Here is a 13,899-nt window from a genome sequence, read left to right as displayed (position 1 = left end):
CTTGTGGGGTTTAATTACTCGTGTTATTTTCAACTTGTGGAGCACTTGGTGCAGCTGGTGCAACACTTGCATTAGCTTCTGTGCTTGGCGGGATCAGCGAGCTTGCTTTTTCAGCTACTGAGCTTGAAGTTGCTTTTGTGTTATAGATATAACCTAATGCTATGGTGTTAATGATAAGCAAAAGTCCCATGATAAAGGTGAATTTAGCTAAAAAGCCAGCTGGTCCTTTTGCACCAAATAAACTTTCATTACTGCCACTATACGCACCTAAACCTATGCTTGAACTTTTTTGCAAAAGCACTACAATACAGATGATTAAAACCAAAAGAAACTGGATAATAAATAAAAGCGTAGTCATTTTTTTCCTTAAAAAACTAAAATCATAAAAAGAAATTATAATCAAAAAAAGCTTGAAAAAGCTTGAAAAACACAAAGAAAATAGAAATTATTTTTAGAAAAGTCTTATAAAAAACAAATTCCTTGCAAGAGAAGTTCTTGCAAGGTTAAGTTTATTCTCTACTACTTGTAAGCCCTAGAATTTGAAGCAAAGCAGTGAAAAGATTGACGAAGTCAAGATATAATGCCACTGCACCTTCAATCGGTGTTTCATAGTTGCCACGAATAATATTTTGTGTATCATAAAGTATATAAAATGAGAACAAAATCGCAGCCACGCTAGAAATCACAAGCTGAAGCATAGGGCTATGAAAAAAGATATTAAACAAAGATGCACATACCACAACGATAAGCACGATGAAAAGCATTTTTCCCATAGTAGTGAAGTCTTTTTTGGTATTCATCGCAAAAATGCTTAAAGCTCCAAAAGCAAGCGTTGTGAGTGCAAAAGCTTGTGCAACGATTGTTGCTCCTGCTGGTAAAGCCAACACTGAAGAGAGTAAAGGTGTAAGTGTAAGCCCTGAACAAAAAGTAAAAGCAAAAAGCAAGATGAGGTTAAGTGGAGCTTCTCTTTTTTTCGCCATTAAGCCAAAAAGTAAGCCAATTTCTACTATAAAAAGTATCCAAAATGCCATTTGGCTTATGCCACCAAGAGCATAAATTCCAACATAAGCTCCAGCAGTAGCAGCTAAAAGTGAAGCGGCAAAAAGTTGGTAAGTTTGTTTGATAAAGGTGCTTAAAGCTGAACTTTGTCTGCTTGAAAGCTCCTGTGTTTTTGAGTAATCTCTATCATAAAGACTCATTTTTTATCCTTTAATAAAAGTATTTTTAAAGTATAAATTTAACAAAAAATAATAAACAAATTATCTTTTATTTTGAAATTTCGATTTTATGTTTTATATCTTTATAAAAATATAGTTATCGTAAAAGTCATGACGATCAAAAGGCTCCAAGAAGCCCATTTGAAGGTAAAAAAATATTTTTTCTTAAAAATTTAGCTTTTCTGTGTTAGAATTGCGAGCAACTTTAAGGAAAGACAAACAATGAAAGAAATTCTAATCACAAATGATGATGGCTTTGAAAGCGAGGGCTTAAAAAAGCTTATTAAAATGCTTAAAAAAGAATTTAAAGCTAAAATCACCATAGTTGCCCCAGCTAGTGAAAAATCAGCTTGCTCGCACTCCATAACCTTAACGCGTCCTTTAAAATTTGTTAAAGTTGGCAAAAGATTTTACAAGCTTGATGATGGCACGCCAGCTGATTGTATATATCTAGCCTTGCATGCTTTATATAAAAAACGTTTGCCTGATCTTGTGATAAGCGGGATTAATCATGGAGCAAATATAGCTGAGGATATAACTTATTCTGGCACTTGTGCAGGAGCTATGGAAGCAGTTTTACAAGGAATTCCAGCTTTGGCTTTATCCCAGTTTTTTAAAAAGGGTGAAAATGCCTCAAAGCTTGATTTTAAAAATGCTTTAAAAATCACTAAAAAAATCGTCCAAACTATCTTTGATAAAGGTTTCCCACTTGATAAAAAAGAATTTTTAAATGTGAATTTTCCCTCAAGCAAAGATGAATTTAAGGGCATAAAAATCACTAGGGCAGGCAAAAGAGTGTATAATTACAAAGCGTATTCAAATACTAATCCAAGAGGGGTGCAGTATTATTGGCTAGCAGCTGCCGGGCTTGATCATGAATCAGAAGAAAACTCAGATATAAGCCTTTTAATGAAAGGCTATGCAACCATAACGCCTATAATGCTTGATCTGACCGCTTATAATCAAATTCAAACACTAAAAAAATGGATAAAGGAGTAAAATGCAAGAAAGATACACAAGGGTAAAATGGCTTTTTGGCGAAGATGAGGTTGCTTTTTTTGGCAAGCAAAAGGTGCTTATTTTTGGACTTGGGGGCGTGGGTGGAATGTGCGTTGATGCTTTGTTCCGCACAGGTTTTAAGGATTTTACTTTTGTTGATGCAGATAGCTTTGAAGAAACAAATTTAAACCGCCAGCTTCACAGCGAGCATTTAGGTGAAGAAAAGGCAAAGGTTTTTGAACGAATTTACAAGGCTAGGGGTATAGTTGCTAGGGTTGATGAGGCTTTTTTAAAGGATTTTGATTTAAGTGAGTTTGATCTTATCATCGATGCTATTGATGATATACCAGCAAAGGTTGCTTTGGCAAATAGCGTTGATATGAAAAAACAAATTTTTATCTCTGCAACAGGTGGAGCTAGAAAGCTTGATCCAACGCGTATCAAAGTTGCACCTTTATACAAAACGCACGGTGATGCTTTAGCAAAAAAATTTCGCTATGAGCTTAAAAAAACAGGCTTAAAGGGGGATTTTGATGTGGTGTATTCTGATGAAAAACCACTTTGTAAGGATTTAGGTTCTTTTATGGGCGTTACGGCGTGTTTTGGCTTGACTTTAGCAAGTTTAGCCGTGAGAAAAACCTTGCTTCGTTTTGAAAAAGAATTTGGTACGTAAAGTTAAGATTTCACTTTTGTTTGATGAAATTCGCATTTTTGACAAAGTTTTTCTACTAAAATTCCCTTTTTAAATCCTTCTTTCATCTTTATCGCCCTTTGAGTGTTTAAAAGCTCATCAAGTGAGCATTCAAAGAGCGAGCCAAGACTAAGTTCTGCTTTTGTATCCATACAACATGGAACTAATTTACCATTGCTTAAAACCCCAAGTTGCTTAGTGAATGCATGACAAGAGCCTTGAGTATGTGAGTTTTTATTTTCTAAGCTTGCCCATTCAAAGCGCTTGTCAAGATGTAAAAATATCTTGCTTGCAAGGCGGTTTTTTTGTGCGTTTAAATCAAGCTTGAGCTTAAAGTTTTGTTCTAAAAACTCATAAATTTCTTTGTTTTGTTTAGGTGAACAAAAATTATGATCTAAATTCCAAAGCCTAAGATTGATAAAATTTATATTTTTATTTTGTATATGAGTGTTTAAAAGCTTTAAAATGGGCTTTATATAGCTTTGAAAATCAAGCTTTTTTTGTTCAAAAAAAGAAGTCAAGGAGATATTTATCTGCCTGATATTTTTACTTGTTAAAAGCAAATTTTGCTTTTTTTCATTAAGATAAAAACCGCTTGTGGTAAGCTCTAAAGCCATATCATATAAACTTGCTATTTCAATATAAGCTTTTAAATTAGGCACAAGCAAAGGATCGCCAAGTAAGTGAAAAGTGTAAATTCTAGCCTTTTTAGCAAGCTTTGAAGCTATATGTTCAAAGTCTTTTATACTCATCACTCCACGCACGCCCTTTTGCGAGGGACAAAAAGAACAATTTAGCCCACAAATATCGCTTAATTCTATATATATTTTTTCAAATTTCATTTATTTGCTTTTATTTTTGGTAACACTTTATTTTATTTCATCTTAAATTTTGCTAAGTTCTCATAAATTTGTATTTGAATTATGCTACCTTTTAAGATATAATAAATGTAAAAAAAGGATATATAGTGCAAAATACAAATACCCAAACTCTTACCAAGTCTCAAAAAATCCGCTCCATCATAGCTGCAAGCAGTGGAAATCTCGTTGAATGGTTTGATTTTTATATCTATGCTTTTACGGCTGTGTATTTTGCTCATAATTTTTCAAACTCAGACAATCCAACTATCCAGCAAATTTCTGCCTTTGGTGTCTTTGCGGCTGGCTTTTTTATGCGTCCTATAGGAAGCTGGCTTTTTGGCTCTTTAGCTGATAAAATAGGGCGAAAATCCTCCATGGTTTTTTCAGTGATTTTAATGGCTATAGGCTCGTTTTTAATCGCAGCTTTGCCAAGTAAAGATAGTGTTGGGGACTTAGCTATTATCTTGCTTCTTGTAGCAAGACTCATTCAAGGACTAAGCGTAGGCGGAGAATACGGCATAGCAGCAACCTATCTTTCAGAGCTTGCCACATCTGGACGCAGAGGCTTTTACTCATCTTTTCAGTATGTAACGCTTGTAGGCGGACAGCTTTTAGCAGTAGCTAGTATTAGTATTATGCTTTTGTTTTTTAGTGAAAATGAAATGCATGAATATGCTTGGCGAATTTTATTTGCTATAGGTGGGCTTTTAGCGCTTGGTTCTTTATTTGTCCGCTCTGTGATGAGCGAAAGTGCTACAGAATTACACAAGCATGAAGATAGGGGCAGTTTTAAAGCCTTGTTTGAGTCTTATAAGCCTTTTTTAATCATACTAGGTATTACAGCAGGAGGCTCGCTAGCCTTTTATACCATTACAACTTATACAAAAACTTTTATGATTAATTCAGCTGGTTTTGATAAGAGCTTGTCTAATAATATCATGCTTTATGCTTTGTTTATCTTGATGATTATCCAGCCTGTATTTGGCTTAATCGGCGATAAGATAGGACATAAAACTTCCTTGCTTATCTTTGCTTTTTTAGCCTTTGTTGGCATTTACCCACTTTTCATGCTTTTAAAAAGCTCAGCTTCTAGTCCTTTCTTAGCCTTTTTAATCATCACAGCCTTATTTATCATCTTAAGCTTTTACACCTCTGTAGCTGGGATTTTTAAGGCTAAACTTTTTCCAGAGCATGTAAGGGCTTTAGGAACTGGCTTAAGTTATGCCATTGCTAATGCCATTTTTGGTGGCTCTGCTCCTTATGTGGCTTTGCAATTTAAAAATTATGGGTTTGAAAATAGCTTTTTCATCTATGTAGCCTTGATGATGGCAATAGTCTTTTTTGTGGTTTTGCTTTTACCTAAGAAAGCCTTGCTTGATTAAGAAGCTTTAGAGCTTTTACACATAAATTTGAAAGAGGTAGAAGCTCAAGTTCTTTTAGGGCTATAAATTTGTGTTTTTCTTTGTTTTTAAGTCTTTTGTGATAGACTTTAACTTCAAGCTTGTATTTAGTATAGCTATGTTTAAAAGAGCCTAAATAAGTGGCATTCTCAGGTTTTATTTCAAGCAAGATAGGATTGTAAAGTCCTTTATAAAGCTTTGTTTTGCTTTTTTCTAAGATGATTTTATCTTTATAAGTGATGAAAAGGGCGTGTAAATTTAGCTTTTCATACTCAGTCTTTTTGTTTTTTGTGTAGTTTAAGGGCTCAAATTTGCCCTCGCACAGCTCATATAAGGGACAAAGTCCGCATTTTGGTGCTTTGGGTGTGCAAATTAAAGCTCCTAAATCAAGCAAGGCTTGATTATGATCAAAGGGATTATTTTTATTTAAAATACGCTCTGCTAGCTCTTCAAGCTCTTTTAGGCTTGCTTGTTTAAGTTTAAAAAGTCGGCTTAAAACGCGTTTGATATTGCCATCAACAAAGCTTACTGCCTCATCATAAGCAAAACAAGCAATAGCCCCAGCTGTATAGCTTCCTATACCCTTAAGCCTTAAAAGCTCATCTTTTTTACGCGGTAAAACGCCTTTAAACTCAGCCTCACACTGCAAGGCACAAGCTTTTAAATTTCTAGCCCTACTATAATACCCAAGCCCCTGCCAAGCCTTTAAAAGCTCGCTTTCATCAGCTTTTGCTAAGGTTTTTAGGCTTGGAAATTTTGCTAAAAAAGGAAAATAAAAATCCCTTAAAACCCTAGAAACTTGAGTTTGCTGCAGCATAATCTCGCTAATATACACCCCATAAGCCCTATTAATACCACTTAAACGCTCATCAAAATAAGCTTCATTTTTGCTTTTATCTAAATTCCTCCAAGGCAAAGCTTTGCGTCCATGCTTTTCATACCAGCTTAAAAGCTTGTTTTGAAGGGCTATAATACCTGTTTTATCTTTCATTTTAACCTTTATTTTAAAGGGCTAATACTAGCAATTTTTTCTTGAAATTTTACTCAAAAAAGTATAAGTAGCAAAAATTTAGCTATAATTAGTGATATTTTTTTGAAAAAAGGATTGTTATGCTTAGTTTTTTTAAAGGCTTAGGAATAGGGCTTTTATGTATAGTTTGTTTTGTTGTTGGCGTCGTTTTTAATACCCAGTTTTTAAATCCAAAAAGCTCTAGTGGCAATGGTTTTGTTTTCACAAATGAACTTGAAGCAAGTAACAAGCTTACCCCAGATACTTTTACTTCAACACCAAGTTTTTCAGCAAGTGCTATTTTAAGCACAAGAACCAATCTTACCAGCGATGAAAAAGCAAGTATAGCCGGTGCTTTTAATGAAATTTTAGATAGAGTGGCTCAAGATAAATTATGTCGCGGTGGTTCATACAGCGTAGAACCAACCTTTGAATATAGTAATGGCTTGCAAATACCTAAAGGACAGAGATTTGAAGCAAGTTTAACTTGCGAGATTAAAGCAGAACAGCTTAGCGCCTATAATACTCTTTTAAATGATATGGATAAAATCGCTAGCAAAAGTGGCTTTTTTACAATGTCTATGCCTTCTTTAAAAGCCAAATTTTCAAAAGAACAGCTGGTAAATAATGAAAAAATTCTTAGCGAAGAGCTTTTAAAACAAGCTTTAAGCGAGCAAGAACGTTACTCAAGCCTAACAGCAAAAGCTTGCACGCTTGAAAGCCTTGATTTTAATACAGCTAGTTCTCATGTGCCTATTTTTAGAAGTGTAGCTTTAAGTGCGAGCAGTGCAAAAGCTGATAGCGCTTTTGAAAATGCCTTACCTATAGTCGGTGAAGAAGATAGAAGCTTAAGTGCTTTAGCGCGTTATCGCTGCAAGTAAATTTAAGCTTTTTACTTTTTTGGCGAGTAAATTTATAATTTAACTTAGTTATAAATTTGTAGATTGCTTTTTAAGCCCTTTCTTTATAGCAAGCAAGGGGCTTTTTTTGCAATAATCTTTCGCTTGCGTTTTCTAACAAATTTCAAGCATTTTTAAGCTTTTTTTGCTAAAATTTTCCTTTTATGTTTAAAAATTGCGGGAATAGCTCAGGGGTAGAGCACAACCTTGCCAAGGTTGGGGTCGCGAGTTCGAATCTCGTTTCCCGCTCCACCTGCCCGGGTGGTGGAATTGGTAGACACAAGGGACTTAAAATCCCTCGGAATTTTTCTTCCGTGCCGGTTCAAGTCCGGCCCCGGGCACCACTTTTTAATGTAAGGCGACATAGCCAAGTGGTAAGGCACGAGCCTGCAAAGCTCTGATCCCCGGTTCAAATCCGGGTGTCGCCTCCATTGGCTGAAATTCGGGAGATGGCTGAGTGGTCGAAAGCGGCGGTCTTGAAAACCGTTGAAGTGCAAGCTTCCGGGGGTTCGAATCCCTCTCTCCCGGCCATCTTCATTATATAACTTTTCCTCATTATACTCTTATATGAAATTTAAACTATTGAAATTTTGATATTTTAAGCTATGTATTTTTAAAATAATTCTCAATTTATGCTTATATTTTAAGATTTGTTTAAAAATAAAGTGCTATTATTAGCCTCGAAAAATTCTTTAAAAAAGGAGTAAAAATGGAGTTTTTAGAACTTTTAATGGTTTTGATAGCCTTGATACTCATCATTAAAAAACCTGAAAAAGAAAAACTCGCTTTTGGTTTAGTTGTCGCTTCTTGGGCGATTATGATCGTGCTTTATGTAGGGCATAAGAGTAGTGGGCTTTTAACCACTATCAACCCTTAAGGAGAGAAGATGAGTGAAACTTGTGTAAATAATGCTTGCTCAAAAGATGCTTGCAAAGTGAAGTTTTTCTACTTCTTAATGGCTTTAGCTGGTTTGGTGCTTATACTCTTTCCGGTTGGTATAGCTAATGTTATTTTTGGTTATATAATGGGCGATAGCCCTTGCACCTTGTGCTGGGGACAAAGACAAGCTATGATTTTCATCGGCGTAATGGCATTTTTCATCGTGCGTTACGGACTTAAAGGCAAATACCTAGCCATGCTTTTAATCATGACAGCTTTTGGCTTTTATCAGTCTTTTGCTCAATTTGGTATGCACGCTCACAGGGACTTAGATCAAGGCTTTAGCTTACAAGTATTTGGAATTCATACTTATTTTTGGGCTGAAGTAGTGTTTTTTGCTGTGGTATTTTTACTTGGCGTTTTCTTTTTCTTTGCTCCAAAACTAAGTGCTTTTGATAAAGAAATGAATGGAGAAAGCGTTCGTAAATGGTGCAAATTTAGCTTTTCAGCTGTATTAATTTCAACTATCATCGTCGCTTCAAATGTGGTTCAAGCCTTTATCAGCACTGGTATCCCTCCTTATACAGGACAAGGCGATCCGGTTCGTTTTAGCTTAAATCCAAAATTCATCATCTGGAGCACAGACGGCTGGAATGGTAAATTTAATGGCTTTAGCGTGCTTGGAAAAAGAGATGTTAAAGCACCTGATTATGCTTTTGCACCAAATGAAGCTAAACTTGGTATAACATTTAGCAATGATTCAAATAACGCTCCTGTAGCGATTGATGAAGCTTTAAATGTTAGCAAAGAACAAAAAATAGACTTTGCAAAACCTTTAAATACACTTGCTCTCATCAATAATGAATTTGTAGCAAGCTCAAAATTTGAAGTATTCTTCTTTGATAAGGATTTTAAGCTTACAAGCGATTTTGAGATCGATCCGTATTTTTCAGCTACCATTGATCCAATCGTAGGCATTATCCCTTATATGCAAGATAAATATATGCTTATAGGATCAAATAAAAGCCTTTTACGTTTTGGTAAAAATGAAAATGCCGATGAAAGCTTGCAATGGGCTGATTTTGTAAGAGGTTATGATAAATTTGAAGGACAAGGCAAAGGACTTGGCAGAGGCAGACTTGATACCGTGCGTGCGAAATTCCATCATATACAAAGTTTAGCAAGCGATGGCAAGTATTTTTACACTGCAAGTGTGCCAAACAATAAAGATAAAAAAAGCTTTGTAATCTCAAAATTTTCTCTTTCTGATAGAGTGCTTTCAGGCGAATTTACACCACAAATGCTTGATAATAAACTTAAAGAAAATAGAAGTTTAGGCGAGCTTTATGTAACAGCTCTAGCTTATCAAGACGGACTTTTATATGCTTTAAGCAAAAACTACAATACCATTTTAGTGATAGAGCCTAAAGATGAGGTGGTGATCCGCACCCTATCTTTCCCTGCAAATATCACAAATGCAAGAAGCCTTTTCTTTGATGAGGATAAAAAACTTAATATACTCTCATACCAAAATGGCGAAAATTTACTCTTTACTTTGAGTAAATAAGATTTTGAGTGGAGCTTTTCCACTCAAAATTTAAATTGTTTTTCTTCTTATTTTTCTCAATTTAAAAAAAATAAAAGTAAAAATTTGTTAAAATAGAGCCTTTTTTATTTTAAAGGAAAGGAGAAGAATTGGCAAAAGACGATGTTATTGAGATTGATGGCACGGTTATTGAAGCTTTGCCTAATGCAAATTTCAAAGTAGAGCTTGACAATAAACATGTGATTTTGTGCCATATCGCTGGTAAGATGAGAATGCATTATATCAGGATTATGCCCCAAGATCGCGTAAAAGTAGAGCTTACACCTTATAGCCTTGATAAAGGGCGTATCACTTTTCGCTATAAATGATCTAAGCGAAGTTAAAGCTCAGTTTAGATAAAATTAGCGTTTTTGCTATGCGAAGAAGTATTTTCAAAATTCACCACTTGTTTTGAAAATAGTTGGTTTCACTCAAAAAACCGAAGCAAATGTGTAAGTGGAATTTACATTTTAGGAGACACGATGAAAGTCAGACCATCAGTGAAAAAGATGTGCGACAAGTGCAAAGTAGTTCGCCGAAAAGGCGTTGTTCGCATTATTTGCGAAAATCCAAAACATAAACAAAGACAAGGATAAAGTATGGCTCGTATTGCTGGGGTAGATTTACCAAAGAAAAAGAGAATTGAGTATGGCTTAACCTACATCTATGGTATAGGATTGCACACTTCAAGAAAAATTCTTGATAAAACAGGCATTTCTTATGATAAAAGAGTGCATGAACTAAGTGAAGATGAAGCAGCTGCCATTCGTAAAGAAATTCAAGAATCTTACATGGTTGAAGGGGATTTAAGAAAGCAAGTAGCTATGGATATTAAGGCTTTGATGGATTTAGGAAGCTATAGAGGCTTAAGACATAGAAAAGGCTTACCAGTAAGAGGACAAAAAACTAAGACTAATGCAAGAACCCGCAAGGGCAAACGCAAAACAGTCGGTGCAAAATCATAGTGGTATAAGGAAAAATTATGGCTAAAAGAAAAATAGTAAAGAAAAAAGTTGCTAAAAAAAATATAGCAAAAGGTATAGTATATATCAGTGCAACCTTTAATAACACTATGGTTACAGTTACTGATGAAATGGGTAATGCTATAGCATGGAGCAGTGCTGGCGGACTTGGCTTTAAAGGCTCTAAAAAATCAACACCTTATGCAGCCCAACAAGCCGTTGAAGATGCTTTAAGCAAGGCAAAAGAACATGGCATTAAAGAAGTAGGTATCAAGGTGCAAGGTCCAGGCTCAGGACGCGAAACAGCAGTAAAAAGCGTAGGTGCAGTTGAGGGCATAAAAGTGCTTTTCTTAAAAGACATCACCCCATTAGCACACAATGGCTGCCGCCCACCAAAAAGAAGAAGAGTATAAGGATAGATCATGGCAAGATATAGAGGACCAGTAGAAAAACTTGAAAGAAGATTTGGAGTCAGCCTTGCTTTAAAGGGTGAAAGAAGACTAGCAGGCAAATCAGCGCTTGATAAACGCCCTTATGCTCCAGGACAACACGGAGCAAGAAGAGGCAAGATAAGCGAATACGGACTTCAGCTTAGAGAAAAACAAAAAGCTAAATTTATGTATGGGGTAAGTGAAAAGCAATTCCGTCGCCTTTTTACCGAAGCTGCAAGAAAAGATGGCAATACAGGGGTTTTACTCATACAGCTTTTAGAACAAAGACTTGATAATGTAGTTTATAGAATGGGCTTTGCAACAACTCGTCGCTTTGCAAGACAGCTTGTTACACACGGACACATTTTAGTCAATGGCAAAAGAGTTGATATACCAAGCTTTAGAGTAGAAGCTGGTGCAAAGATAGAAATTGCTGAAAAAAGCAAAAATAATCCTCAAATAACTCGTGCCATAGAACTTACCGCTCAAACTGGTATAGTGGCTTGGGTAGATGTGGAAAAAGAAAAAAGATTTGGAATTTTCACAAGAAATCCAGAGCGAGAAGAAGTTGTCATTCCTGTTGAGGAAAGATTTATCGTTGAGCTTTACTCTAAATAATAAAGGCTTATAGATGAGACATATAACAACTAGTGCTTACACACCTACGGAATTTAGCGTTGAAAATGTAAGTGAAACCACAGCGAAAATTTCAGCTTGGCCCTTTGAGATAGGTTATGGTATCACTTTAGCCCATCCGCTTCGTCGCTTACTTTATAGCTCAACCGTTGGTTTTGCTCCAACAGCTTTGCATATAGAAGGCGTAAGCCATGAATTTGATAGTATGAGAGGTATGCTTGAAGATGTAGCTCTTTTTATCATCAATCTTAAAAAACTCCGCTTCAAGCTTAAAAACGAGAGTGAAAAAGAGGTTTTAGAATTTCACTTTAAAGGACCTAAAGAAATTTATGGCAAAGATTTAAACAACGATCAAGTTGAAGTAGTTAATAGCGATAGCTATCTTGCTACTATCAATGAAGATGCTGAGCTTAAATTTAGCCTTATTGTTGAAAAAGGTATAGGCTATGTGCCAAGTGAAGAGATACGAAATATCATCACAGATACCAATTATATCACTCTTGATGCTTTCTTTACTCCTGTAAGAGAAGCAGTATATGATATAGAAAAAGTGCTTTTTGAGGATAATCCAGACTACGAAAAAGTTGTTTTTACTATCACAACTGATGGACAAATCAGCCCAAATAAAGCCTTTGAAAATGCTCTTGAGGCTATGTATAAGCAATTAAGCGTATTTGATAAGATCACAAATATCGGTGCAGTGATTAAAAATCAAAATGCCGTAAATGAGATTGAAAATATGAAATTGCTTCAAAATATTACGGATTTAAATTTAAGTGCAAGAAGCTTTAACTGCCTTGAAAAAGCAGGCATTACCTATATAGGCGAACTTGCTTTAATGAGCGTCAATGAGCTTAGTTCTCTTAAAAATTTAGGTAAAAAATCCCTAGATGAGATCAAAAGCATCATGGAAAGTATAGGCTTGCCAGTAGGCACTTCAAAGCTTAGCGACAACAAAGAAGTGCTCAAGAAAAAGATCGCTGAGCTTAAAGCAAAACACGAAGGATAAACAATGAGACATAAACACGGATATAGAAAACTTGGTAGAACTTCAGCTCATAGAGCAGCTTTGCTTAAGAATTTAAGTATAGCGCTTATTAAAAGTGGCAAGATTGAAACTACACTTGAAAAAGCCAAAGAACTAAGAGGCTATATAGAAAGACTTGTTACAAGAGCTAGGGCAGGTGATTTTAACGCTCACAGAGTGGTTTTTGCAAGTTTGCAAGATAAAACTACGACAAATAAACTTGTAAATGAAATTGCACCAAAATTTAAAGACAGAAATGGTGGCTATACAAGGATTATCAAAACAAGACTAAGAAGAGGCGATGCGGCTTCTATGGCTTATATTGAATTTGTAGCCTAAAGTTATAATTTAGCCTTTTTTTAAAGGCTAAATTTTATCCCAATCTTCATTGTATATTAAAAAATTCTCTTAGTTAAAAAATAAAAATGCTTTTTTTAAAAAACATAAAAATCTATCTTTTTTCCAAAAAAACTTAATCTTTTTTTTAAAAAAAATTCTCATTTTTTTGTAAGTTTTAGAGCTATTTAAGTTTATATTAAGGGGGGGGGGGGCTATAATTTTTCTTTTTTATCTTATCTTAAGAAAGGTTTAATATGAAAAAAGTTTTAACAAGCTTTGCTCTCGTTTCAGCTTTAGCTTCTTCAGCAGCTTTAGCAGAACAATCAGGTGCTTTTGTCGGTATTGACGGAGGCTATGCTTCACACAAAGCAAAACTAACAGGTGAAGGCAGCGATTCAGCAAGTGGCTTTAAGGGTTTTCGTTATGGTTTAGTTGGTGGTTATAAATACTTCCTTGATGACAATTTAGGTTTTAGAGGCTATGTTAATCTAACAACAGGCACTAAAAACACTACAGGAGATACAGGTCCTTCTTTAAGTGCTGGACAAATCACAAGATTTGACATAGGCGTAAATGCTGATGTGCTTTATAACTTCTTACAAAGTGGCGATTTTGAGTATGGTGCTTTTGGTGGTTTAAGCCTTGATTATGCAAGCAATAAATACAAAGACAAAGAATTTAGTGTAAAACCTAAAGGTATTGATTTTGGTATCAATCTGGGTTTAAGAATGAACTACACTCAAACTCATGGCTTTGAGCTTTGGAGCAGATTTGGTTTGAATGATACTAAGAAAAGTGTAACTTGGGAAGATGGTTCTAGCGACGATTATAAAATTCGCCAACCTTATGCTGTAGGACTTCGCTATACTTTCAATTTCTAATTTTATAGAAATTCATTAAATTCTAGCTAGAAAGGTTTTACTTAAAAAGCTGGAATTTACTCAAATAAGTCTTTTTATAGACTT

Annotated in this window: 18 protein-coding genes and 4 tRNA genes; 18 read left to right on the top strand and 4 right to left on the bottom strand. The window is 35.2% G+C overall.

Going from position 1 to position 13,899, the window contains the following annotated elements:
- Positions 1-10 precede the first annotated feature (10 nt).
- Together secG and CQA38_RS02075 are read right to left on the bottom strand one after the other, a co-directional pair.
- Complete coding sequence (gene secG, locus CQA38_RS02080) at positions 11-358, bottom strand: preprotein translocase subunit SecG (protein ID WP_137632350.1); 348 nt, start codon at positions 356-358, stop codon at positions 11-13.
- Positions 359-509: 151 nt separating this feature from the next.
- Entirely contained in the window at positions 510-1,199 is a 690-nt protein-coding gene (locus tag CQA38_RS02075; protein WP_137632349.1) for a Bax inhibitor-1/YccA family protein, read from the bottom strand.
- 240 nt (positions 1,200-1,439) lie between these two features.
- Between CQA38_RS02075 and surE the strand changes: the two genes are divergently transcribed.
- Together surE and CQA38_RS02065 are read left to right on the top strand one after the other, a co-directional pair.
- Positions 1,440-2,216: a 5'/3'-nucleotidase SurE gene (surE, locus tag CQA38_RS02070; protein WP_137632348.1), complete on the top strand. Its 777-nt coding sequence runs from the start codon at positions 1,440-1,442 to the stop codon at positions 2,214-2,216.
- Between the two features lies 1 nt (position 2,217).
- On the top strand, positions 2,218-2,889 hold the full coding sequence (locus CQA38_RS02065; protein ID WP_137632347.1) for a ThiF family adenylyltransferase: 672 nt from the start codon (positions 2,218-2,220) through the stop codon (positions 2,887-2,889).
- Between the two features lie 2 nt (positions 2,890-2,891).
- Here the strand turns inward: CQA38_RS02065 and CQA38_RS02060 are convergent, their stop codons facing one another.
- Positions 2,892-3,749 carry a radical SAM/SPASM domain-containing protein gene (locus CQA38_RS02060; protein ID WP_137632346.1) on the bottom strand — a complete coding sequence of 286 codons (858 nt, stop codon included), beginning with the start codon at positions 3,747-3,749 and terminating at the stop codon, positions 2,892-2,894.
- A gap of 125 nt (positions 3,750-3,874) precedes the next feature.
- On the opposite strand from CQA38_RS02060, the gene CQA38_RS02055 reads away from it, so the two are divergent.
- On the top strand, positions 3,875-5,149 hold the full coding sequence (locus CQA38_RS02055; RefSeq protein ID WP_137632345.1) for an MFS transporter: 1,275 nt from the start codon (positions 3,875-3,877) through the stop codon (positions 5,147-5,149).
- On the opposite strand, the gene mutY is transcribed toward CQA38_RS02055, so the two are convergent.
- Positions 5,127-6,158, bottom strand: coding sequence for an A/G-specific adenine glycosylase (mutY, locus tag CQA38_RS02050; RefSeq protein WP_137632344.1), 1,032 nt, complete (start codon positions 6,156-6,158; stop codon positions 5,127-5,129). The two genes, CQA38_RS02055 and mutY, sit on opposite strands and share 23 nt — an antisense overlap.
- A gap of 119 nt (positions 6,159-6,277) precedes the next feature.
- On the opposite strand from mutY, the gene CQA38_RS02045 reads away from it, so the two are divergent.
- The 15 genes from CQA38_RS02045 (at position 6,278) to CQA38_RS01975 (ending at position 13,815) form a co-directional block, all read left to right on the top strand.
- The gene (locus CQA38_RS02045) at positions 6,278-7,057 is read left to right on the top strand and encodes a hypothetical protein (protein WP_137632343.1); all 780 of its coding nucleotides are present in this window, start codon (positions 6,278-6,280) and stop codon (positions 7,055-7,057) included.
- 195 nt (positions 7,058-7,252) lie between these two features.
- Positions 7,253-7,327, top strand: a tRNA-Gly gene (locus CQA38_RS02040).
- Between the two features lie 3 nt (positions 7,328-7,330).
- Positions 7,331-7,419: transfer RNA gene (locus tag CQA38_RS02035), tRNA-Leu, on the top strand.
- 13 nt (positions 7,420-7,432) lie between these two features.
- Positions 7,433-7,506, top strand: a tRNA-Cys gene (locus CQA38_RS02030).
- A gap of 12 nt (positions 7,507-7,518) precedes the next feature.
- Positions 7,519-7,606 (top strand) — tRNA-Ser (locus CQA38_RS02025).
- Positions 7,607-7,784: 178 nt separating this feature from the next.
- Positions 7,785-7,952 carry a dihydroneopterin aldolase gene (locus tag CQA38_RS02020; RefSeq protein ID WP_137632342.1) on the top strand — a complete coding sequence of 56 codons (168 nt, stop codon included), beginning with the start codon at positions 7,785-7,787 and terminating at the stop codon, positions 7,950-7,952.
- Positions 7,953-7,961: 9 nt separating this feature from the next.
- A complete protein-coding gene (locus CQA38_RS02015; protein WP_137632341.1) occupies positions 7,962-9,521 on the top strand; it encodes a disulfide bond formation protein B in 1,560 nt (519 codons plus the stop codon).
- Between the two features lie 128 nt (positions 9,522-9,649).
- Positions 9,650-9,868, top strand: coding sequence for a translation initiation factor IF-1 (infA, locus tag CQA38_RS02010; RefSeq protein WP_034905261.1), 219 nt, complete (start codon positions 9,650-9,652; stop codon positions 9,866-9,868).
- 153 nt (positions 9,869-10,021) lie between these two features.
- Complete coding sequence (rpmJ, locus tag CQA38_RS02005) at positions 10,022-10,135, top strand: 50S ribosomal protein L36 (protein WP_002781429.1); 114 nt, start codon at positions 10,022-10,024, stop codon at positions 10,133-10,135.
- Positions 10,136-10,138: 3 nt separating this feature from the next.
- The gene (rpsM, locus tag CQA38_RS02000) at positions 10,139-10,504 is read left to right on the top strand and encodes a 30S ribosomal protein S13 (protein WP_137632340.1); all 366 of its coding nucleotides are present in this window, start codon (positions 10,139-10,141) and stop codon (positions 10,502-10,504) included.
- Between the two features lie 17 nt (positions 10,505-10,521).
- Entirely contained in the window at positions 10,522-10,914 is a 393-nt protein-coding gene (rpsK, locus tag CQA38_RS01995; RefSeq protein ID WP_034905263.1) for a 30S ribosomal protein S11, read from the top strand.
- A gap of 9 nt (positions 10,915-10,923) precedes the next feature.
- Entirely contained in the window at positions 10,924-11,550 is a 627-nt protein-coding gene (gene rpsD / locus CQA38_RS01990) for a 30S ribosomal protein S4 (RefSeq protein WP_137632339.1), read from the top strand.
- Between the two features lie 13 nt (positions 11,551-11,563).
- Positions 11,564-12,577, top strand: a complete 1,014-nt coding sequence (locus CQA38_RS01985; RefSeq protein ID WP_137632338.1) for a DNA-directed RNA polymerase subunit alpha — start codon at positions 11,564-11,566, stop codon at positions 12,575-12,577.
- A gap of 3 nt (positions 12,578-12,580) precedes the next feature.
- Positions 12,581-12,934, top strand: coding sequence for a 50S ribosomal protein L17 (gene rplQ, locus CQA38_RS01980; protein WP_137632337.1), 354 nt, complete (start codon positions 12,581-12,583; stop codon positions 12,932-12,934).
- A 254-nt stretch (positions 12,935-13,188) separates the two neighbouring features.
- The gene (locus CQA38_RS01975) at positions 13,189-13,815 is read left to right on the top strand and encodes an outer membrane beta-barrel protein (RefSeq protein WP_137632336.1); all 627 of its coding nucleotides are present in this window, start codon (positions 13,189-13,191) and stop codon (positions 13,813-13,815) included.
- The last annotated feature ends 84 nt before the right edge of the window (positions 13,816-13,899 follow it).

Source organism: Campylobacter sp. MIT 12-5580 (assembly GCF_005406235.1).
GTDB lineage: Bacteria > Campylobacterota > Campylobacteria > Campylobacterales > Campylobacteraceae > Campylobacter_D.
Note: the sequence above shows the minus strand (reverse complement) of the source record. Positions and strands in the feature narration are given on the sequence as shown.

Excerpts from the sequence above, each read along its gene's own strand:
- secG (WP_137632350.1), bottom strand. The coding sequence starts at position 358 with ATGACTACGCTTTTATTTATTATCCAGTTTCTTTTGGTTTTAATCATC.
- CQA38_RS02075 (WP_137632349.1), bottom strand. The coding sequence starts at position 1,199 with ATGAGTCTTTATGATAGAGATTACTCAAAAACACAGGAGCTTTCAAGC.
- surE (WP_137632348.1), top strand. The coding sequence starts at position 1,440 with ATGAAAGAAATTCTAATCACAAATGATGATGGCTTTGAAAGCGAGGGC.
- CQA38_RS02065 (WP_137632347.1), top strand. The coding sequence starts at position 2,218 with ATGCAAGAAAGATACACAAGGGTAAAATGGCTTTTTGGCGAAGATGAG.
- CQA38_RS02060 (WP_137632346.1), bottom strand. The coding sequence starts at position 3,749 with ATGAAATTTGAAAAAATATATATAGAATTAAGCGATATTTGTGGGCTA.
- mutY (WP_137632344.1), bottom strand. The coding sequence starts at position 6,158 with ATGAAAGATAAAACAGGTATTATAGCCCTTCAAAACAAGCTTTTAAGC.
- CQA38_RS02045 (WP_137632343.1), top strand. The coding sequence starts at position 6,278 with ATGCTTAGTTTTTTTAAAGGCTTAGGAATAGGGCTTTTATGTATAGTT.
- CQA38_RS02020 (WP_137632342.1), top strand. The coding sequence starts at position 7,785 with ATGGAGTTTTTAGAACTTTTAATGGTTTTGATAGCCTTGATACTCATC.
- CQA38_RS02015 (WP_137632341.1), top strand. The coding sequence starts at position 7,962 with ATGAGTGAAACTTGTGTAAATAATGCTTGCTCAAAAGATGCTTGCAAA.
- rpmJ (WP_002781429.1), top strand. The coding sequence starts at position 10,022 with ATGAAAGTCAGACCATCAGTGAAAAAGATGTGCGACAAGTGCAAAGTA.
- rpsM (WP_137632340.1), top strand. The coding sequence starts at position 10,139 with ATGGCTCGTATTGCTGGGGTAGATTTACCAAAGAAAAAGAGAATTGAG.
- rpsK (WP_034905263.1), top strand. The coding sequence starts at position 10,522 with ATGGCTAAAAGAAAAATAGTAAAGAAAAAAGTTGCTAAAAAAAATATA.
- rpsD (WP_137632339.1), top strand. The coding sequence starts at position 10,924 with ATGGCAAGATATAGAGGACCAGTAGAAAAACTTGAAAGAAGATTTGGA.
- CQA38_RS01985 (WP_137632338.1), top strand. The coding sequence starts at position 11,564 with ATGAGACATATAACAACTAGTGCTTACACACCTACGGAATTTAGCGTT.
- rplQ (WP_137632337.1), top strand. The coding sequence starts at position 12,581 with ATGAGACATAAACACGGATATAGAAAACTTGGTAGAACTTCAGCTCAT.
- CQA38_RS01975 (WP_137632336.1), top strand. The coding sequence starts at position 13,189 with ATGAAAAAAGTTTTAACAAGCTTTGCTCTCGTTTCAGCTTTAGCTTCT.